The organism is Devosia sp., assembly GCF_035944845.1.
Classification (GTDB): domain Bacteria; phylum Pseudomonadota; class Alphaproteobacteria; order Rhizobiales; family Devosiaceae; genus Devosia_A.
This window is the reverse complement of record NZ_DASZAW010000053.1, coordinates 41,516-61,850: the sequence shown is the minus strand read 5'-3', so window position 1 is coordinate 61,850 and position 20,335 is coordinate 41,516. Positions and strand designations below refer to the sequence as shown.

Annotated in this window: 12 protein-coding genes; 3 read left to right on the top strand and 9 right to left on the bottom strand. The window is 65.4% G+C overall.

What is annotated here, in order from left to right:
* Nucleotides 1-44: 44 nt before the first annotated feature.
* Genes VGV07_RS09020 through VGV07_RS09010 form a run of 3 tightly spaced genes read right to left on the bottom strand, consistent with a single transcriptional unit; the run spans nucleotide 45 to nucleotide 5,810 of the window.
* Nucleotides 45-1,328, bottom strand: coding sequence for an acetyl-CoA C-acetyltransferase (locus VGV07_RS09020; protein WP_326868363.1), 1,284 nt, complete (start codon nucleotides 1,326-1,328; stop codon nucleotides 45-47).
* 1 nt (nucleotide 1,329) lies between these two features.
* On the bottom strand, nucleotides 1,330-3,300 hold the full coding sequence (locus tag VGV07_RS09015; protein ID WP_326868362.1) for a 3-hydroxyacyl-CoA dehydrogenase NAD-binding domain-containing protein: 1,971 nt from the start codon (nucleotides 3,298-3,300) through the stop codon (nucleotides 1,330-1,332).
* Nucleotides 3,301-3,323: 23 nt separating this feature from the next.
* On the bottom strand, nucleotides 3,324-5,810 hold the full coding sequence (locus VGV07_RS09010; RefSeq protein WP_326868361.1) for an acyl-CoA dehydrogenase: 2,487 nt from the start codon (nucleotides 5,808-5,810) through the stop codon (nucleotides 3,324-3,326).
* 304 nt (nucleotides 5,811-6,114) lie between these two features.
* Here VGV07_RS09010 and VGV07_RS09005 point away from each other — a divergent pair, with 304 nt between their 5' ends.
* Both VGV07_RS09005 and VGV07_RS09000 read left to right on the top strand, forming a co-directional pair.
* On the top strand, nucleotides 6,115-7,830 hold the full coding sequence (locus VGV07_RS09005) for a long-chain fatty acid--CoA ligase (protein WP_326868360.1): 1,716 nt from the start codon (nucleotides 6,115-6,117) through the stop codon (nucleotides 7,828-7,830).
* On the top strand, nucleotides 7,817-8,206 hold the full coding sequence (locus tag VGV07_RS09000; protein ID WP_326868359.1) for a MerR family transcriptional regulator: 390 nt from the start codon (nucleotides 7,817-7,819) through the stop codon (nucleotides 8,204-8,206). Before VGV07_RS09005 ends, VGV07_RS09000 begins: the two co-directional genes overlap by 14 nt.
* A 201-nt stretch (nucleotides 8,207-8,407) precedes the next feature.
* Here VGV07_RS09000 and VGV07_RS08995 read toward each other — a convergent pair whose 3' ends face one another.
* From VGV07_RS08995 to VGV07_RS08970, 6 genes are all read right to left on the bottom strand, one after another.
* Nucleotides 8,408-8,662, bottom strand: a complete 255-nt coding sequence (locus tag VGV07_RS08995) for a UvrB/UvrC motif-containing protein (protein WP_326868358.1) — start codon at nucleotides 8,660-8,662, stop codon at nucleotides 8,408-8,410.
* A gap of 7 nt (nucleotides 8,663-8,669) precedes the next feature.
* Nucleotides 8,670-10,247: a cisplatin damage response ATP-dependent DNA ligase gene (locus tag VGV07_RS08990; protein WP_326868357.1), complete on the bottom strand. Its 1,578-nt coding sequence runs from the start codon at nucleotides 10,245-10,247 to the stop codon at nucleotides 8,670-8,672.
* On the bottom strand, nucleotides 10,244-11,269 hold the full coding sequence (locus tag VGV07_RS08985) for a ligase-associated DNA damage response exonuclease (RefSeq protein WP_326868356.1): 1,026 nt from the start codon (nucleotides 11,267-11,269) through the stop codon (nucleotides 10,244-10,246). Before VGV07_RS08985 ends, VGV07_RS08990 begins: the two co-directional genes overlap by 4 nt.
* 196 nt (nucleotides 11,270-11,465) lie before the next feature.
* Entirely contained in the window at nucleotides 11,466-14,384 is a 2,919-nt protein-coding gene (locus VGV07_RS08980; RefSeq protein ID WP_326868355.1) for an insulinase family protein, read from the bottom strand.
* Nucleotides 14,385-14,627: 243 nt separating this feature from the next.
* Nucleotides 14,628-15,608 carry an aldo/keto reductase gene (locus VGV07_RS08975; protein ID WP_326868354.1) on the bottom strand — a complete coding sequence of 327 codons (981 nt, stop codon included), beginning with the start codon at nucleotides 15,606-15,608 and terminating at the stop codon, nucleotides 14,628-14,630.
* A gap of 24 nt (nucleotides 15,609-15,632) precedes the next feature.
* Entirely contained in the window at nucleotides 15,633-16,616 is a 984-nt protein-coding gene (locus tag VGV07_RS08970) for a hypothetical protein (RefSeq protein WP_326868353.1), read from the bottom strand.
* Between the two features lie 83 nt (nucleotides 16,617-16,699).
* Here VGV07_RS08970 and VGV07_RS08965 point away from each other — a divergent pair, with 83 nt between their 5' ends.
* Entirely contained in the window at nucleotides 16,700-20,305 is a 3,606-nt protein-coding gene (locus VGV07_RS08965) for an autotransporter domain-containing protein (RefSeq protein WP_326868352.1), read from the top strand.
* The last annotated feature ends 30 nt before the right edge of the window (nucleotides 20,306-20,335 follow it).

Here is a 20,335-nt window from a genome sequence, read left to right as displayed (position 1 = left end):
GCGGACTCCTTACCATCACAATATAGGACACAAGTCCGTATCTGTCATGCCGCCCGCTCGACCAGCGCGGTGACGCCCATGCCGCCGGCGGTGCAGACCGAGATCAATGCACGTTGCTTTTCGCTGCTGTTGAGCAGCTTCGCCGTCAGCCCGAGGATGCGGGCGCCGGTGGCGGCGAAGGGGTGGCCATAGGCGAGGCTCGAGCCCTTGGTATTGATCTTGTCGGGGTCGATTTCTCCGAGCGGCGTTTCGCGGCCGAGCACGTGCCGATTGTAGTCCGGATCGCGCCATGCCTTGAGCGTCGCCAGTACCTGCGCAGCGAAGGCCTCGTGGATTTCGAACAGATCGATATCGTCGAAAGTCAGGTTGGAGCGGCGCAGCATTTCCGAGGCGGCGATGGTCGGCGCCATCAGCAACCCCTCGCCATGGGCGAAGTCGTTGGCCGCCACCTGGCCGAGAGTGAGGTAAGCCAGCACCGGCAGGCTGCGGGCTTTGGCCCACTCCTCGCTGGCCAGCAGCACCGAGGCGGCGCCGTCGGTGAGCGGAGTGGAGTTGGCCGCGGTGAGCGTGCCCTTGCCCGAGCTCTTGTCGAAGGCGGGCTTCATCGTCGCCATCTTCTCGAGGCTGGTATCGGCGCGGACATTGTTGTCCTTGAGCACGCCGGCAAACGGCACGATCAGGTCGTCGTGGAACCCCTCGTCGTAGGCGCGGGCGGCATTCTGGTGGCTTTTCAGCGCCAGCGCATCCTGCTCCTCGCGCGTGATCTCCCACTGGCGGGCCATCAGCTCGCAGTGCTGGCCCATCGAGAGCCCGGTGCGCGGCTCCTGCGTCGAAGGCGCGATCGGGGTCAGCTCACCCAGGTTGAAGCCCTTGAACACCTTGACCTTCTCGCCGGTCGTTCGGGCCCGGCTGAGTTCGATCATCCGATGCTGGAACTTGTCGCCGAACACTACGGGACTATCGGAAACCGTGTCCGAGCCGGCCGCAATAGCGCTGTCTATTTCGCCCGTAGCGATCTTGGCGCCGAGCGACAGCGCAGCTTGCAGCGAGGTGCCGCAGGCGATCTGCACATTGGTGCCGGGCGTGCGCGGCGACAGGCCCGCGTCGAGGCTGGCCTCACGCGCCAGGTTGAAGTCGCGGCTGTGGCTCAGCACCGCGCCGGCCATGACTTCGCCGATCGCCTCGCCTCTCAGATTGTACTTGTCGGCCAGCCCGCCCAGCGCTGCCCCCAGCATCGAGAGGTTCCCCTCTTCGGCATAGCCGGTATAGGCGCGGGCGAAGGGAATGCGGGCCGAGCCCACGATGGCGACTTTGCGCAGTTCGGCCATCTCAGGCTCTCCCGTCCTTGCGGGCCTGCATCGGCCCTCCGAGGAACGGCGCGAAACCGGTCCCGTAGATAACGCCGATATCAGCGAGATCGGCTGAAGCGACCACGCCCTCGGCCACGGCGATCTCGGTGGCATCGACCAGCGGTTGCACCAGCTCGCGCCCCAGCCCTGCGAGGTCCGGATGCGGCGGCGCTTCGGCCTTCACCGCCTTGCCGTTGGTCCAGGTGTAGAACCCCTGCCCCGTCTTGCGGCCGAGCTTGTTCTCGGCGATCAGTCGGGCAAAATCGCTCGCCGGCGATACCGGGCTGCCGAGCTCCTCGGCGACGAACTTGCCGACATCGAGCCCGACCGTGTCCATCAGTTCGATCGGCCCCATCGGCATGCCGAAGGCGACGGCCGCCGCGTCGATCTGTTCCTTGCTGGCGCCGGCCTCGACCCGCTGCACCGCTGCCAGCATGTAAGGCATCAGCACCCGGTTGACGAGGAAGCCGCGGGCCGATTTCACCACTACCGGCGACTTGCCGATGGCGAGCGCGAAGCTGGCGCCGCGGGCGATGTCGTCGTCGGAGTTGAAGGTTGAGCGGATCACTTCGACGAGCGGCAGCTGCGCCACCGGGTTGAAGAAATGCAGCCCGATCAGCCGGCCCGGATTGGTCAGCCCCTCGGCGATGCGCTCGAGTTCGATCGACGAGGTGTTGGTCGCAAGGATTGCGTCGGGCCTGGCCCTGAGTTCGGCGTCGATGAACACCTGGTGCTTGATCTCGAGTTTTTCGACCACCGCCTCGATGATCACATCGGCCCGGGCGATCCCCTTGCCGGTGACGTCGGCCTCCAGCCGCGCCACGGCATTATCGATCTCGGTCTTCGACTTGAGGCGCTTTCTGAACAGCTTCTTGGCGCGCTCGAGCGCCGGCTTGATGCGCTCCATGTCGAGATCCTGCAGCGTCACGCCCATGCCGCGCAGCGCGCACCAGGCGGCGATATCGCCGCCCATCACCCCGGCCCCGACCACGTGCACGCGCTGGAACACCGGCTTCTGCTTACCGCGCACGCCCTGCTTCTTCAGGCCCTCGGACAGGAAGAACACCCGCCGGAGATTCTTCGAGGTTGGGGATGCCATCAACGGAATGAAGCGCTCGGCCTCGCCCTCCTTCATCTTCCGCCAATCGTTGCCGTGTTCCTCGAACAGGTCGATCAGCGCGTAGGGCGCCGGGAAGTGCGTCGGGTTGGCCTTCTTCTTGGCCTCCTCGCGCATCTTGTTGGCGATGTAGCCGCGCACCGGCCCGAAGGCGGCAGCCCGCTTGGCGAAGGGCGCTCCGCTGCTCTTCTTGTTCTGCAGCACGGCCTTGCGCGCTTCCCAGCGCAACGTGTCGCGGTGGCGCACCAGCTTGTCGACCAAGCCCATGCGCCGCGCCTGGCTGGCGCGCAAGAGCTTGCCGGTCAGCATGATCTGCATCGCATCGACCGGCCCGGCCTGCCGGATCGAACGACCGGACCCGCCAAAGCCCGGGAAGATGCCGAGATTGACCTCGGGGAAGCCGATGCGCGTCTTGTCATCGTTGACGGCGATCCGATACTGGCAGCTGAGCGCCAGCTCGAGCCCCCCACCGAGGCAGAAACCGTGGATGCCGGCCACCACCGGCACCTTCAGCGCCTCGATCCGGTCGAACAGTGCGTGCGCCCGGTCGAGCGCCGCCTTGAGTACGCCGGGGTCCGACATCTCGTCGAACTCGGTGACGTCGGCGCCGGCGATGAACCCGGACTCCTTGCCCGACAGCAGCACCACGCCCTTGAGTTCGCCTGATGTCGCCAGGGCTTCGAGCGCCGTTACGATGCCCATCAGCTCGGCCAGCGTCTCGCGGCTCAGCGTATTCACCGGAGCATCGGGGACATCGATAGTGAGCCAGCCGATGCCCTCGAAATCGAGGTCGAAACTCCAGGCGCGGGCAGCGGGCATTTGCGGGTGGGCCATTTCCGGCTCCTCGTTCTGGGGTCTTACTCGGCCGCGGCGTCGATGGCCGCGGGTTCACGGCGCAGCTGCTTCGAGCCGAGCTCGTCGAAATCGAAATCGTCGACCTTGATCACCCGGTCGGTCGCCTGGTCGGCGAGCCTCAGCGTCGCAGCTTCCGCCTCGGTCAACACGCCCGCTTCCACCGCATCGCTGATTGCGTCGCGATCGAGGCGGCGCTCCACCACACCCTTCTTGATGGCGCGCACGAACTTGGTTTCGATCTCGGCAGCACCGGTCACCTTGAGCAGCGTATCCTCGAGTACGCCGGTAGGGTCTTTGGGGTCCATCGAGACATAGGTTCCCTTGGTCAGCCGGTCGCGGAAGGCGCCGGGCTGCATCACCGAACGGGCCAGCCGATAGGTCTCGCGATCCGAGGCCGGCTTGGCATGGCGCCCCAGAGGGAACACCAGAACCCGCATCAGGTTCCTCAGCGCAAAGTTCGGGAAGTTGGCGAACACTGCGGCAAAGCTCTGCTCCAGCGAGTAGCAGAGGTCGCGGGCGATCGCTTCGACCACCGGCCGATCCTCGGCCAGCCGCCCGTCATCCTCATAGCGGCGGAGCACCGAGGAGAGCAGATAGAGATCGGACAGGATGTCGGCCATCCGGCCCGACAGCCGCTGCTTGCGCTTCAGGTCGCCGCCGAGGAAGGCCACCGTCCAGTCGCCACAGAGCGCAAAGCTCTGGCTGTAGCGGCTGAGCTGCTTGTACCAGTGCGCCATCTCGTGATCGACGGGGCTCGAGGCGAAGGCGCCGAAGCTCACCGCGTGGAGGAAGCTGCCCACCATGTTGCGCAGCATGAAGCTGACATGGCCGGCGAACGCGGTATCGAACGCTGCGATGCCGGCCTTCCGGTCCTTGTTCTGCGCCGCCGAAATCTCCGCGTAGAGATAGGGGTGCGCCCGCAGCGCCCCCTGCGCGAACGTGATCAGCGTGCGGGTCAGGATGTTGGCGCCTTCGACGGTGATCGCCACCGGCGTCGTCATATAGCCCGAGAACAGGTAGTTGGTCGGGCCATCCTGCACGGCGCGACCGCCATGAATATCCATGGCATCGTTGAAGGCGAGCCGCATCGCCTCGGTGGTACGATATTTGAGCAATGCCGACAGCACCGACGGCCGCTGGCCCTCATCGACCATCGAAGCGGTGAGGCCGCGCGACGCCTCATAGGTATAGGCGAAGCGCACCATGCGGCTCAGCGGCTCGGCCACCCCCTCCATCAGCCCGACGGGAATGCCGAACTGCCGGCGGATCCGCGCATAGGCCGAAGTGACGCGCAGCGCGTGCTTGATCGACACGGTGCCGATCGCCGGCAGCGAGATGGCGCGGCCGGTAGCCAGGCACTCCATCAGCATGCGCCAGCCCTGCCCAGCATATTCCGGACCACCGATCAGGAAATCCATCGGGATGAAGACGTTGCGGCCCTGGGTCGGGCCATTCATGAACGCCGAGCGCGCCGGGTAGTGCCGACGACCGATCTTGACGCCCTTATGCTTGGCCGGCACCAGCGCCAGCGTAATGCCGATATTGTCGACCTCGCCCAGCAAATGGTCGGGATCGTGCAGGTGGAAGGCGAGACCGAGCAGCGTCGCCACCGGCGCCAGCGTGATGTAGCGCTTGTCCCAGCTGAGCTTCACGCCCAGCGTTTTTTTGCCTTCGTACATGTCGTAGCAGACGACGCCGACATCGCGCATGCCGGCCGCATCCGAACCGGCATGCGGACCGGTGAGCGCGAAGCACGGCACTTCCTGCCCCTTGGCGAGGCGGGTGAGGTATTTCTTCTTCTGCTCCTCGGTACCGTATTTCTCGAGCAATTCGCCCGGCCCGAGCGAGTTGGGCACCATCACGGTGATCCCGGCAGCGATCGAGCGCGAAGCGATCTTCGAAACCACCTGGCTCTGCGCCTGCGCCGAAAAGCCGAGGCCGCCATGCTCGCGGCCGATCAGCATGCCGAGAAAGCCCTGCTCCTTGAGATAGGTCCAGACCGCCGGGGGCATGTCGGCGCGATTGTTGCGCGTGTCCCAGTCGTCGATCATGGCGCAGACTTTTTCGCACGGCCCGTCGAGGAAAGCCTGCTCTTCGGTGCTCAGGGTGGGCTTGCGCACCCCGAGCAGCTTGCTCCAGTTCGGGCGGCCCGAGAACAGTTCGGCATCCCAGCCGACCGTACCGGCATCGAGCGCCTCCTGCTCGGTGCGGCTGACCCGCGGCAGGATGGATTTGACGATGCCGTAGGCCGGACCGGTAAGCACCAGCTTGCGGACCGGCGCGAGCGAAAGCACGCCGAGGATCGCAGCCGGCAACAAGGCAAGGATCCAGCCCAGCCCGTCCGTCATCAGCCACAGACCATTGTCTGTCCAAAGGCGAGTCAGCGCCCCGATCACCAGCGCCGCTACCGCCCATTGCCAGAGCGGCGCGCGGCGCATCGCCAGCACCGCAAAGGCCACGATCGACAGGATCAGCAACGCCCAGACCATGCACGTTCTCCTCGAGAAAGGTCGTGGCACACCGTCGAAAAGCGAGATGAACCCCCGCTCGACGACGCGCCCGGTCCGATTCTTGTTGCCGATTGTACTGCCCGGGCAGGCGCCATAAACACAAAATAGCGACGGTTGACGTATACGTCAACCAATGGACGCTAGATGCATTTCGTTTCGGCGCATCGTCTTCCCCGGCTCCGCCAACCGTGGCGACTACGGAGCCACGTCGCTGGTTTGACGTTAACGTCAATCGGTGGGATATTTCCCGTCAACGGGCGGCAAAAGCCTGAGGAGGAAGAAGATGGCCGACACAAAGACGGACGCCACGCGCCCGTGGACCTCTCACTATCCCGAGGGCATTTCCTGGGATGTGCCGATCGACACCACGCCGGTGCATGAGACAATCCTCAACACCTGCGCGCGCACTCCCGATGCCGACGCGCTGGATTTTCTCGGCAAGAAGACCCGCTTCGGCGAACTGGCCCGACTGATCAACGCCTTTGCCGGTGCGCTGCAGAGCGAACTGGGGGTCGACAAAGGCACCCGCGTCGCCCTGCTGCTGCCCAACACGCCGTTCTACGTCATCGCCTATTATGCCGTGCTCAGGATCGGCGGCATCGTCGTCAACTGCAATCCGCTCTATACCGTCAAGGAACTGAGCCACATCGTCGGCAATTCCGGCGCCGAACTGATGGTGACCCTCGATCTGAAACTGCTGTTCGACAAAGCCGAGGAACTGGTGGACGCCGGCCACGTCAAAAAGCTCATCGTCTGCCATTTTCCCGATGCTCTGCCGGGTCTCAAAAAACTGCTCTACAGCCTCGCCAAGGCCAAGGATATGAGCAAGCCGGACAAGAGCCGCATCGCTGGCAAGGTGGTGCATTTCGATAAGCTCATTGCCCACAAGCTCACCCCGACCCCGGTGGCGATCGATGCCGCCACCGACGTTGCGGTACAGCAATATACCGGCGGCACCACCGGGCTGCCGAAGGGCGCCATGCTCAGCCATGCCAACATCGCGGCCAATCTGAGCCAGATCGACCATTGGGCGCTCGGGCTGTTCAAGGCGCCGTCGCGCACCGTCGCGGTGCTGCCGTTCTTCCACATCTTCTCGATGACCGCATGCCTCAACGTTCCGCTGGCGGCGGGTGGCCAGGTGGTGATGCTACCGCGCTTCGAGCTCAAGGCCTTTCTCGACCTGATGAGCCGCACGGGCGCCAACATCCTCGTGGCGGTTCCAACCCTGGTGCAGGCGCTCTCGAAGGCCGGCGACAAGGCCAAGCCGCATCTGGTGTCGGTCGAGGTGACGGTTTCCGGCGGCGCGCCGCTGTCGGACGAGGTGCGCCACAACTGGAGCAAGGTCTCGAGCGCCCTGCTGGCCGAAGGCTACGGGCTGACCGAAGCCTCGCCGGTGGTATGCTGCGCTGCGCTGCGCGTGCCCTCCAAACCACTGTCGATCGGCCAGCCGATCCCCGGCACCGACATCCGCTTCGTAAACATCGAGACCGGCGAGGTCGTGCCGCTGGGCGAGCGTGGCGAGCTGCAGGTCAAGGGCCCGCAGGTCATGCTCGGCTATTACAACAATCCCGAAGCGACCAAAGACGCCTTCATGGATGGCTGGCTGCGCACCGGCGATGTCGGCTATGTCGACAGCGACGGCTACGTCTTCCTCGTCGACCGGATCAAGGATCTGATTATCTGCTCGGGCTTCAATGTCTATCCACGCACCATCGAGGAAGCGATGCTGCATCACCCGGCTGTGGACGAAGTGAACGTCATCGGCGTGCCCGATGAGTATCGCGGCGAAGCGCCGGTCGCCTTCGTCAAGCTGAAACCGGACCAGCAGGTCAGCGAAACCGAACTCAAGAAATTCCTTGCCGAAACGCTCAACAAGATCGAGATGCCCAAGGAAATCATCTTCAAGGACCAGTTGCCCAAGACCCTGATCGGCAAGCTGAGCAAGAAGGAGCTGCGCGAGGAATACGCCCAGCGCAAGAACAAGCATGAACCGGCCTGAACCCGAAAACCGCGACCTGTTCGCCATCGCCGACCTCAGCCGGGAGTTCGGCATTTCGACCCGCGCCATCCGCTTCTACGAAGCCAAGGGTCTGCTCAACCCTGAGCGCGTCGGCGGCACCCGCGTCTTCCGCCGCCGCGACCGCGCCCGGCTGATCCTGATCCTGCGCGGCAAGCGACTGGGCTTCTCGCTGCGCGACATCTCGGATTATCTCAGCCTCTACGATGCCCAGTCGCAGACCGCCCAGACGAAGCTCCTGGTCGCCAAGGTGGATGAACGCCTCGACCTGCTCGAGCGGCAAAAGGCCGATCTCGAGACGACGATCGGTGAACTCAGGGAAATCCGCAAGCTCGCGGGGGAACGGGTCGGGGCTTAGGACCTCCACAGCTCGGTCGCAGCGTCTGGCCTCGCTTTTGCCACACCCACCGGCTGTCATCCCAGCGAAAGCTGGGACCCAACTCGCCATCTGTACCAGCGGATAGATGGGTCCCAGCTTTCGCTGGGATGACACAGTGGCTGGGGTGGTCGCAGCGGGTCAGCTCGATCCACCGCGCACGCAAAGGGAGAGGTGAAGGTGCTACCGCTTCCGCGGCTTCACATTGGTCATCAGGTCCGGCTTTTTCGGCCGCTTCCAGCCCTTGGGCGGTTCGACCACCGGCACCTGCGTGCCCAGTCCCATCTCGCCCGGCGGCGGCTGGCGCACGGCGCCGCCTTTCAGTGCCGTGATCTCGTCGCGCAGCCGCGCCGCCGTCTCGAAATCTTCGCGGGTTACCGCTGCGAGCATTTCGCCTTCGAGCGCGATGATCTTTCTCTCGATGGCGGCAAGCGACATGTAGGCCTCACGTAGCGGTCAGAAAGACCTGCATTTCGTCGAGCGTCGCGGCCTCGCTGGCCGGCTTGTCCCACCTTATCCGGTTGATGCGGGGGAAGCGAAGCGCAATGCCGGATTTGTGCCGACCCGATTGCTGCGCGCTGTCGAACGCTACCTCGAACACCAGCTCCTTCGAAACCTCGCGCACCGGCCCGAAGCTCGCGACGGTGTTGTTGCGCACCCACTTGTCGAGCTGCTTCAGCTCCTCGTCGGTGAAGCCGAAATAGGCTTTGCCGATCGGCACGATCTCGTTCCCCTTCCACACCCCGAACGTGTAGTCGGAGTAGAACGACGAGCGCTTGCCGTGCCCGCGCTGCGCATACATCAGGATGGCGTCGACCACATTGGGGTCGCGTTTCCATTTGTACCACAGGCCCTTGGGGCGGCCCGGCAGGTAGGGGGCAGCCCGAAGCTTCACCATCACCCCTTCGTGCCCCTGCTCGGCCGCGCCGCGGCGGCGGATCTCGGCGAGGTCCTCCCAGTCGCGGTAGCTCAGCACCGGCGAGAGGTCGAGCCGGGTCTGCGGGTTCTTGTCGAACCAGTTCTCGAGATGTTGCCGCCGCTCGCTCCACGGCAGGGCGCGGATATCCTCGTCGCCGTCGAACAGCATGTCATAGACGCGGATGAAGCCGGGGTAGTCGGCAAGGTGCTTGGCCGCCGCCACCTTGCGGTTGAGCCGCTGCTGCAGATCGTTGAACGGCAGCGGCTCGAAATCCGGCCCGACCAGCAGTTCGCCGTCGAGCACCGCATCGCCGAACACGCTTTCCGTCACATCGGGAAAGGCGGCCGCGATGTCGTCGCCGGTGCGCGAGAACAGCGACACCCTGCCTTTCGACGCGATCAACTGCACCCGGATGCCGTCCCATTTCCACTCGGCGACGAAATCGGCGGGGTCGAGCTTCTCGAGATCCTTATCCTCGTCGATCGGGTTCGAAAGCATCAGCGGATGGAAGCGCGCCGTATGGTCGATTTCCGGCCGCCCCGCCTTGCCGCTGAGCCAGTCGAACAGATCCGTGTAGGGCACCGTGAGCCCGTTCCACACCTCCTCGATCTCCTGCAGCTCTTTGCCGCTCATCGCAGCCAAGGCGGTCTTGGCCAGCCGCGCATTGACCCCGATGCGCAGCGCCCCGGTGGCGAACTTCACCAGCGCCCACCGTTCGTTGATCGAGGCGCGCGTCAGCAGCGAGCCGATCAGCCGCGGCAGCTCAGTCTTGCTGGTCATGTTGAACAGTTCGACCAGGTCGCTGAGCGAGGGCAGCGGCTCTGTGCCCCCATGATGCGGCCAGATCAGCGCGATGGTTTCACCGAGATCGCCGACATAGTCGTAGCTCAGCGCAAACAGATGCGGGTCGACTTCGGCCAGCACGACATCACGCAGGATGGCCGGCTTGACGTTCTTGAAGGTGAGCGCCCCGGTGAGAATAGCCAGCGCGAAGCCGCGATCCGGGTCCGGCGTCTCACGGAAATACTCGGTCAGCGCCTCGAGCTTGCGATTGCGCGACGGGGTGAGCGCCAGCAGCTCCATCAGTTGCGCGAACCGCCTCACGACTCGCTTTCCCCCGGCGCATCCGGCTCGCCCTCTTCGCCCTCCTCGAAGGCCTGGATGTTGAGCGGCTCGGCTTCGAGCCCCTGCTGCCGACAATGATAGACCAGCGCGTCCTCGCGCCCATGCGTCACCCAGATCTTGCCGGCTTTGGTTTCGGCGATGGTCTGGCGCAGCTCGTTCCAGTCGGCATGGTCGGAGATCACCAGCGGCAGTTCGACTCCCGACTGCCGGGCCCGCTGCTTGACGCTCATCCAGCCCGAGGCGACGGCCAGCACCGGATCGGGCAGTCGCCGGCTCCAGCGATCCTTGATGGCAGAGGGAGGCGCGATGACGATCTGCCCGCTGAGCTCGGTCTTGCTGGTGCCGAGCGTCGGTTTCAGCTCGCCCAGGGGGATGCCGCGGGCGATGTAGAGTTCACAAAGCCGGATCATCGCCCCATGCAGGTAGATCGGCGCATCATATCCGGCATCGCGCAGCAGCGCGATCACCCGCTGCGCCTTGCCCAGCGCGTAGCAGCCGATGACATGCGCCCGATCCGGAAAGGCGGCGGCAGAGCGCAGCAGCCGGCCGATCTCGTCGAGTGGGTCAGGATGCTGGAACACCGGCAGCCCGAAAGTGGCTTCGGTCACCAGCAGGTCGCACTCAGCCAGCTCGAACGGCTGTGCCGTCCGGTCCGGCAGCCGCTTGTAATCGCCGGTCACGACGATGCGCTGCCCCTGGTGCTCCATCAGCACCTGCGCCGAGCCGAGAATATGGCCGGCCGGCTTCAGCGTGATGGTGACATCGTCCACCACCAGCGGCGTATCGAACTCCAGCGCCTGGAACTGACGCGCCGAGTCCTCGCCGTAACGGGCTTTCATGATGGCGATGGTGTCGGGGGTGGCGAGCACCGCTCCATGCCCGGAGCGGGCGTGATCGGCATGTCCATGCGTGATGATCGCCCGGGCTCGCGGCACCGGCGGATCGATATAGGCATCGATGGGGCGAACGTAGAGGTCGCGATCGAGGAAGGGGGCGGGCATGGCCCAAGCTTAACGGGGAACGTGGGCCTGTGGTTCAGATTTGTTGGGACAGTTTGCCCCCGCTATCGCCCAGAACTCGATGTCATCCCTGCGAAAGCAGGGACCCATGTCTCCAGCGGCGCGGGCGGCGAGTTGGGTCCCAGCTTTCGCTGGGATGACACCGAGTTGGAGGAAGCAAATTGCCTCCCAGACTGGCCTAAAGCACCTTCGTGACCTTCAAGAACCCGCCGCGCTCGTCATTGGCCGCTTTGATCGCCGTCTCCGAACCGAGCACCACGACCTGCCCCTGAAGGGCCACCTGGTCGAGCGCTTCGGCCAGCGCCTTGAAATCGCGGCCGGAGGCGCCGAGGATTTCGTCGCGGCGTTTCTGACGGGCGTCGTCGCTGTCGCCGCTGAGTTCCCAGACCAACGAGGTGAAGCCTTTGGCGTCGGGCAACCGATAGGTATCGACCGAACCGATGACGCCGATCACCGAACGCACCAGATCCTGCTCCCCGACCCCGTCTTTGAGGAAGGCTGAGGCCTTGTCGTAGATATCGATCGTATCGACGAGGTTGGGGTCGCGATACGAGGTAAAGGCGAACGTGCCGGCGAACGGATCGAGCCCCGACGAGCCGCCATAGGCGCCCCCCTGCACCCGCACCTTGTCCCATAGATAGGTGGTGTTGAGATGCTTGATGGCGACCGCCGTGCCGCCGGTCGGCTCGAACCCGAGCGCCTTGAGGTTGGCCCCCTTGGCCACATAGTTGACCTGGCCCGGGAACGTGAGACCCTCCGATTGCGGGCCGGGCTCGAACCCCCAGCCTTCGGCCGATGGGCCAGCCCCCGTCGGCAGGGCCGCGATGAATGTCGCCAGCTCCGGCTTCAGCGCGGCAATCGCAAAACTGTCGGCGGTAACGTTGGCAATCATCCCGGTGCGGCCAATCAGCAGTGTCCGGATTTCCTCGAGCGCCGCCTGCACCGCCGGCCAGTTGCCATCGATCTGCGCTGCGAGGTCTTTGAGGAAGAAGTAGTGGCTGACGCCGCCGAGCTTCTCGTTGAGCCAGTCGGCCTCGCTGAACCCGGCCCGCACCCGCATCGAAACGATGCCGTTGCCCATCCCGGCCAGCGAACTTTCGAACCCGGCCTTCGATTCGAGCACCATCTGCCGGATCCGTTCGCGGTTATCGAGCCGCGCGTCGAGCAGCACGTCGCGCATGATCGACAGCAGGTCGCCGACATGATCCGGCGTCGCCTTGCCGCGCAGGAACATCCAGGCCGCGGTGCCGGCCCCGTCGCGACGGGTGGAGCTCCAGCGGCTGGCGCCGACGCCGCCGGTGGTGCGACCGATGCGCTGGGTCAGCGAGACGAAATCCTCGCTGCTGGTGCCGGTCTGGGTCAGCGCCCGGGTGAACAGCGGCAGGTAGGACAGCAGCCGCCCCGGCAATGCCGTGAGGTTGAAGCCGAGATCGAGGTAGACCACGCCGTTGGTCGGCAGGTCGTGGCTGAACAGCGTGACGCCTTCGAGTTCTTCTTTGGCGATCGGGATCGCCTTGTTGGCACGCGGCAGGTCCTCGAGCGTCAGCGTCGGGATCCGCGCCAGCGCCTCGGGCGGATCGACCTCGTTCTGCATCTCCTTGAGGCGGCGGGTCTGCTCGGCCACCTCGGCGATGCCGGCAGCGTCGAGCCCCTGCTGCGCCGCGTCGAGCCGCGCCCTTTCCTCGGCCGCTTCTGTGGCCGCCTTGTTGGGATCGGCCGTGAGCAGCACGGTGGAACGGTGCTTGTTGTCGAGAATGTGGGTCTTGATCAGCGTCTCGAACACCCGCTCGCCGGCGGCCAGCCGCGACTTCAGCGCCGCGAACGGCGCTTCGAAGCTCAGCGGCGCCAGCGGGTCGCCGCCATAGAGCCAGGTGCCCATCGCACGGAACATCAGCGCGATACCACGCGGGAACGAACCGGTATTGTTCTCGCGCAGCGCAAACTCGGCGCTGTTCATCGCCGCTTCGATGGTCTTGGGATCGATGCCCTCGGCGCTGAGCTGTTCCAGCGTCGCGATGATCAATTGTTCGACCTTGCCGCCGGCGTCATCCTCGATGCCCTTGAGGCCGAAGGTGAAATAGGGCTGGCGGATACCATCGGCGAGCCCGGAACCGGTGAGCCCTTCGCCCAGCCCCGAGTCGATCATCGCCTTGCGGAGCGGCGCGGCAGGGGTGCCGACCAGCACCGACTCCAGGACGTTGAGCGCCAGCGCCAGCTCGGGGTCGGTGATCTCGTCGAGCATCCAGTTGACCGACACCATGGCCGTCTTCTTGCCGGCCTCGGCAGCGCTCGCGGCGTAGGTTTCGTGCAGCGAGCGCGGTGCGCTCCAGCGCGGCTGCAGGCCGACCTCAGCCTTGGGGTCGATGCGCTCGAACTGGCTGAAATACTCTTCGAGGATGGCGAGGCGCTGCGCCGGATCATCATCGCCGTAGAACACCACGCGCGAGTTGGACGGGTGGTAGTACTTCGCATGGAAGTTCTTGAAATACGCGTAGGTGAGATCGGGGATCGCCTTCGGGTCGCCGCCCGAATTCACCCCGTAGGTGGTGTCCGGATAGAGCGACAGCTGGCTGGCCTTGCCCAGCACCGCGGCGGCCGAGGAATAGGCGCCCTTCATCTCGTTGAACACCACGCCCTTGTAGACCATCGGTCCCTGGGTGGAATCGAGCTCGTAATGCCAGCCTTCCTGGCGGAACGTGTCCTCGCTGATCAGCGGGAAGTAGACCGCGTCGAGATAGACATCGACGAGGTTGTAGAAGTCCTTGAGGTTCTGCGACGCCACCGGATAGGCGGTCTTGTCGGAAAAGGTCATGGCGTTGAGGAAGGTGTGGAGCGAGCCCTTCAGCAGTTCCACGAACGGCTTCTTGACCGGGTATTTGCGGCTGCCGCACAGCACCGAGTGCTCCAGAATGTGTGCGACGCCGGTCGAATCCTCCGGCGGGGTCTTCAGCGTCACGCCGAACACCTTGTTCTCGTCGTCATTGATGAGGCTCAACACCTCGGCCCCCGTCGCCTTGTGCCGATAGAGCCTGGCCAGCGAACTGATCTCCCCGATCTGCTGCTCGCGGACGAGTTCGAAGGCGGGATGCTCGGACATATGGATACTCGAGGTGGTGGGAGGGTGAGCAGTAACTTAGGCAGCCGCGCAGGCGGATGGAAGGGGGGCTAGGCGGATGGGGAGGTGAGGGACGACTGATAGAGACGGCCCCCTCCCGGCCTCCCCCATAAAGGGGGAGGTGCAGAGTCGAGCTTGTGGCTCGATCGTGCCAGGCGCACAGGGCGGCACCTCCCCCTTAAAGGGGGAGGATGGGAGGGGGCCGTCTCTATCGGCTTGCTCTCGCTAGATCCGTCCCCGAATCTCCGGACGGACCTTCTCCTGGTACCAGCCCGCCAGTTCCTCGGCCAACGCCGGCTCCACCGGCTCGCGCCTGGTCGCATCGACATTGGCGCGCAACTGGTCCGGCCGCGTCACGCCGGCGATGATCGTCGACACTGCCGGCTGATCGAGGATCCAGCGCAGCGCAAACTGGCTGAGCGGAATGCCCGTGGGGATCATCTGCTTCAATTGCTCGGCAAAGCCGACTCCCTTGTCGAAGGGCAGGCCCGAGAAGGTCTCGCCCACGTTGAACTTCTCGCCATTGGCATTGAAGTTGCGATGGTCGGTGGCCGCGAACCTGGTCTCCTTCGTCCACTTGCCCGACAACAGGCCCGAAGCCAGCGGCAGCCGGACGATGATACCGACATTGCGCTTGGTGGCGGTCGGGAACACTTCGGTGATGTAGTCCTGCCGGAACAGGTTGAAGATGATCTGCAGCGTCGTGCAGCCATCCGATTTCATCGCCAGCAGCGCTTCCTCGACATTCTCGACGCTGGCGCCCCAGTGCCGCATCATCCCGGCATCGCGCAGGTCATCCATGATGGTGAAGACTTCGCCGTCGCGCAGCACATCGGTGGGGATGGTGTGGAGCTGCGCCAGGTCGAGCGTCTCGACGCCGAGCCGCTTCAAGGAGCCGGCGAGGCTCTCCTTGATGTTCTTCTTGTTGTAGCCGGTCTTGTCGGGGAAGATTTCGCCGTTGCGGCCGAGCTTGGTGGCGACGAACACGCCCTTCTTGTCTTTGAACGCACCAATGCGCTGCTCCGACTGGCCCCCGCCATAGACGTCGGCGGTGTCCCAGAAATTCACCTCGGCGCTGCGCGCGGTCTTCAATATTTCAGCTGCGGACTCATCGCTCACCGGCCCGAAGCTCTCGCCCAGCTGCCAGGTGCCGAGCCCGATCTCCGAGACTTCGTAGCCGGTCTTGCCGAGTTTGCGCCTGTCCATGTATCTGCTCCCTGTTCACGTACCTCAGATAGCCGGACCGGCCTCGCCCTGCAAACCGCTTTCGCCCCGCGGCGCCCCCTTGGGGATCGCAAGGCGCACAGGCTGTTCAGGCATCGGCAAATGCCGCGCGCAGAACGCCAGTTCGATCGAGATCCAGCGCCGATAGTCCTGTCTGAGCCGGCCGGTCGGGCTCGGTACGGCGGCGGCGTCGAGTTCGAAATAGCCAAGTCCTGCGCCCGCCTCGATAACACGCGCGACCTGAGTTTTGGAGAGCCCGAACTGCCTGGCGAGCCGCGCGCGGCTCGGCGCCGGCACACCATCGATATCGGCCAGCGCAATGGCCGAAACCACGGCGCCCGCACCCTCCATCGTGCCAAAAAAGCCGATGAACTCGGGCATCCGGTCGGCCGGCGGCGGCTCGTCCGCATGCTCCTGACCGGCGCTGACCAGGAAGCCCAGGAAGAATGCCGGTTCGGCGAGCAGCCGCTCCCGGCGGCGCGCTTCGGGCTCTATCAGGTCCAGCGTCCCGGCGGTGTGCCCGAACCACGAGCGGCCGAAATCCATCAACCGCGCCGTCGGCCGGTAGAGCTTGATGCGTCGGTCGCTGGCGCTCCGCGCTGTTTCCAGAAAGCCACCCAGCCCCAGCAGCGCCAGCATGGTCTTGACCACCCGCGGGCTCGCCTCGCCGCGACGGACGCAGAGTTCGAACAGGCTGCCATAACTGACGCCCTCGCCATCGCCCGTCAGCTGGTTCGCGGCATGCAGGTGCAGCAGGTAGCCGACGACGCGGAAACGGGACTGATAGGCCATCAGCTTGCTGACCAGCCGGGTACGCTCGCGAAATCCGACGAACGTCGCCGAGTAGTGGCGGACCGCTGCGTCGAAGTTCGGCAAGCCCCGCAGCCGGGCCGCCTCGACGAGCAGCGCATCTGCTCCGCCGCCAGCGCTGGTCTCGTTGGTGTGGATTATCTCGCCCTCTCCCGTTCGGGTGCGTTTGTGTACGCGCACCCGTCAACCGCAACGGCTATCACCGTTAAGGATTTTCGCTTGACGGTTCAATGGATACTCTCGTTTTATCGAGGCAACACAACGTGTTAGCCGCGACCAGCAGAATCGTCCTCGCTGCCTCGGCAAGTGCACTGGCCCTCGCCGCCGGACTGGCCGCTGCGACGGCTGCGGACGTCAACATCACCACCGGCACCGTGACCTACGACGCCGCCACCATGGCCGGAAAGAACCTCATCGTCAGCGGGCCCGATACGACGCTGGTGGTCAGCTCCGGCGCTACGATCACCACCATGGTCGACCTGCACGATGGCGGCACCGTCAACAACTCCGGCGCCATCACGCGCACCGGCGCCGGCAATCGGGGCATTGTCGGCGGCAATGGCAATGCCATCAATCAGGCCGGGGGCACGATCACTTCGGCCAACGGGAGTGGCGTGCTGTTCTACGAAGGCGGCACGGTACGCAATAGCGGATCGGGCAGCCTGATCGGCGCTGCCATTTACGGCGTGGTGATACAGGGGGCGACCGGCTCGGTGACGAACGAGCTTGGAGCGCATATCGCAGGCGACGCCGTAGGCGTGATCCTGTTCGCGGGCGGCGATGTCACCAACACGGGCGAAAGTAGCAGTATATCAGGCGGTGTCTCGATCCTCGGGGCCGGGGGTGAGTTCAGCAACGAGGACGGCGCGACGGTGACCGGTCCCGGTGCTGCGGTCCATCTAGGGGGCGGCGGCACGATCACCAATACCGGCGCCGGCAGTTCGCTTTCCGGCGATGTCAGCGGCGTCTACCTGGAGAACGGCGGCATCGTCAGCAACGGCGCCGGAGCGGCGATCAAAGGCGGCGACGACGGCATCAAGGCAGACGACAGCGTCGAACTCACCAATGCCGGCGTCATCGCGGGTGAAAGCCGCAATGGCGTCGATGCCAGGGGCGGCAGCGTCACAAATTCCGGCGCGACCGCGCAGATTTCCGGAGATGACACCGGAGTGTTCCTCGACGGCATCGGCGCCGTTATCAACGAGGATGGCGCCACGATCGCGGGCGGCGCGACCGGCGTGATCATGAACTACGGTGGCGGTGTCGCCAACACGGGCGGGGGCAGCATCAGCGGCGACTCGGCCGGCGTGGTCGTCTGGGAATACGGCACTGTGACCAACTCCGGTGCCGGCAGCCTTATTGCAGGCAATGTCGGCGTCGACTTCACCCCCTTCGACCTCACCGGCCCGTTCGCGCTCAGCAACGAGGACGGTGCCGAGATCGAGGGCAACTATGCGGCGGCGCGCTTCTACGCCGACGGCACCGTCATCAACAGCAGCGGCGCCAGGGTGACCGGCGCCATCAACGGACTGGTGTTCGATGACGGCGCGTCCGGCACCGTGGTCAATCAGAGCGGTGCACAGATCTTCGGCGGCTATGCCGGCGTCAACTTCTCGGGCACCGGCACGCTCACCAACAGCGGGCCCGGCAGCACCATCTCCGCCGACTCCTATGCGGCATTCTTCGAGTACGACGAGGGCGACACCATCAACGAGGACGGCGCCGCGATCGTCAGCAACAACGGCAGCGGCGTGGTTTATTATGCCGGCGGCACCGTCACCAATACCTCCGGCGCCAGCATTGACGCCAAGGTCTCTGGCGTCCATGCGATCGGCGGCGACGGCACGGTCACCAATAGGGGCCCAGGCAGTTCAATCCGTGGCGACGACCAGGGCGTGTTCATCGCCGACGGTGCCGGGACGGTGGTGAACTCTGGGGGCGCCAGCATTTCGGGCGGCGACAGCGGCGTGTGGCTGCATGACGGCGGCAGCGTCACCAACGGCGCCGGCTCCAGCATTTCCGGCAGCTTCGCCGGCATTTTCACCTATGGCGACGCCATCGTCGACAATGCCGGAACGGTCGAGGGCAATGTCTGGATGGATGTCGGCGCCTACAACCAGGTGACGCTCCATACCGGCAGCCGCATCAACGGCGAACTGGCGCTGGAAAACAACTCCAGTTCGAAGCTGACTCTGACCGGCGCCGGCACGCAGCTCTATTCCGAGGCGGTGACCGGTGACACCAAGTTCCACGGCAGCTTGATCAAGTCCGGCACCGGCACCTGGGTGCTCGATAAGCATCTCTACGCCCAGTACAGCTCGGTCGGCGCCGGCACGCTGATCGTCGGGACGGGCGGCGCGGGTACGCTCGACAGCGATGTCGACGTGACTTCGTCCGGCACGCTCGGAGGCTCCGGCACCATCTTCGGCAATCTGATCGTCGACGGCCGAGTAAGGCCCGGCAACAGCATCGGCGTGCTGACGGTGGGAGGATACCAGCAGAATGCCGGCTCGATCTACACGGTGGAACTCGATCCCGGCGACAATGCCGCCGACCGCATCGATGCGACCGGGGTCGCCAACCTGATGGATGGCGCCGTGCTGGAAGTCGACCGCACCGGCAATGCTCCCTATGTTGCCGGCTCGCGCTACACCGTGCTCTCCAGCGCCATCGGCCTCAGCGGCGCATTCGAGCTCGCTGGTGACATTGCGCCATCGGCGTTCCTCGGGCTGCGCGACACCTACGACGCCCGCAATGCCTATCTGCTGGTCGAGCAGACGCGTCAATTGCGCGAGGCGGCCGGCAGCGCCAACCAGCAGGCGGTGGCGAACGGGCTGCAAGCGGCCGGGCCGGGCAACGCGGCGTTCGACGCCGTGGCGAACCTGCCCGACGATGCCGCCGCCGCAGCAGCGTTCGACCAGCTCGACGGCGACATCCACGCCGGCGTGCCGGCAGCGCTCCTCGGCGACCGTTCGTTGCTTCGGCAGGCAGCGATCGATCGACTGCGCGGAGCCCTCTGCATGCTCGAGCCGGATCTCCCGGCAACCGGGGAATACCCCTGCCCCGAGGCAGAGGGGGAGCCGACCTTCTGGTCCACCGCCTATGGCGGCTGGCAAAGCGGCGAGACCCTCGACAACCGCACCGGCGGCTTCCTGTTCGGCGGCGACGTCCGGACCTTCGGTGACTGGCGGATCGGGGCCTATGCCGGCGCGGGACACACAAACGTGGAAACCGACGCGCAGCGTGCCACCAGCAACGACTATGCCATCGGGGCCTTTGCCGGGGGCACGGCTGGCAACCTCGCCCTGCGTTTCGGCGCCGGCGCCGGCCGTTACGACATCTCCACGACCAGAACTGTCCGGTTCCCCGGGCTCGCGGCCACCCTTGCCGGCGACTACAGCGCGACGGCCCTCGACGCTTTCGGCGAGGTCGCCTACCGTGCCAGCTTCGATCATGCGGCAGTTGAACCGTTCGCGCGGCTCGCTTGGTCCGGCATCGCCACCGACAGCTTTGCAGAACAGGGCGGTGACGCAGCGCTCGGCGGCGCCGCCCGCCTGTCGCTCGCGACGCTGACGCTCGGTATCCATACCAGCATGGCGTTCATGTTGGGCGACCTCCCGGCGGAGGCAGGCGGGACTCTGGGTTGGTCCCACACGCTCGGCGACCCGGCAGCCGTTGCCGAGCTCGCCTTCGCCGGGGGCGACAGCTTCGGCATCGCCGGCGCTCCGACCCGCGACAGTGCGCTGCTGGCGCTCGACCTGTCGGTGGCGCTCGGAGCTGGAGCCAGCCTCAGTCTCGGCTACGACGGCGCGCTACAAACCGAGGCCGCCCGGCAGGCGCTGCGCGGACGGCTGGCAGTGCAGTTCTAGAGCGTCTGCAGCCGCGATGCGGCGGGGCCC

Excerpts from the sequence above, each read along its gene's own strand:
- VGV07_RS09010 (WP_326868361.1), bottom strand. The coding sequence starts at position 5,810 with ATGGTCTGGGCGTTGCTGATCCTGTCGATCGTGGCCTTTGCGGTGCTG.
- VGV07_RS09020 (WP_326868363.1), bottom strand. The coding sequence starts at position 1,328 with ATGGCCGAACTGCGCAAAGTCGCCATCGTGGGCTCGGCCCGCATTCCC.
- VGV07_RS09000 (WP_326868359.1), top strand. The coding sequence starts at position 7,817 with ATGAACCGGCCTGAACCCGAAAACCGCGACCTGTTCGCCATCGCCGAC.
- VGV07_RS09015 (WP_326868362.1), bottom strand. The coding sequence starts at position 3,300 with ATGGCCCACCCGCAAATGCCCGCTGCCCGCGCCTGGAGTTTCGACCTC.
- VGV07_RS08995 (WP_326868358.1), bottom strand. The coding sequence starts at position 8,662 with ATGTCGCTTGCCGCCATCGAGAGAAAGATCATCGCGCTCGAAGGCGAA.
- VGV07_RS09005 (WP_326868360.1), top strand. The coding sequence starts at position 6,115 with ATGGCCGACACAAAGACGGACGCCACGCGCCCGTGGACCTCTCACTAT.
- VGV07_RS08980 (WP_326868355.1), bottom strand. The coding sequence starts at position 14,384 with ATGTCCGAGCATCCCGCCTTCGAACTCGTCCGCGAGCAGCAGATCGGG.
- VGV07_RS08975 (WP_326868354.1), bottom strand. The coding sequence starts at position 15,608 with ATGGACAGGCGCAAACTCGGCAAGACCGGCTACGAAGTCTCGGAGATC.
- VGV07_RS08985 (WP_326868356.1), bottom strand. The coding sequence starts at position 11,269 with ATGCCCGCCCCCTTCCTCGATCGCGACCTCTACGTTCGCCCCATCGAT.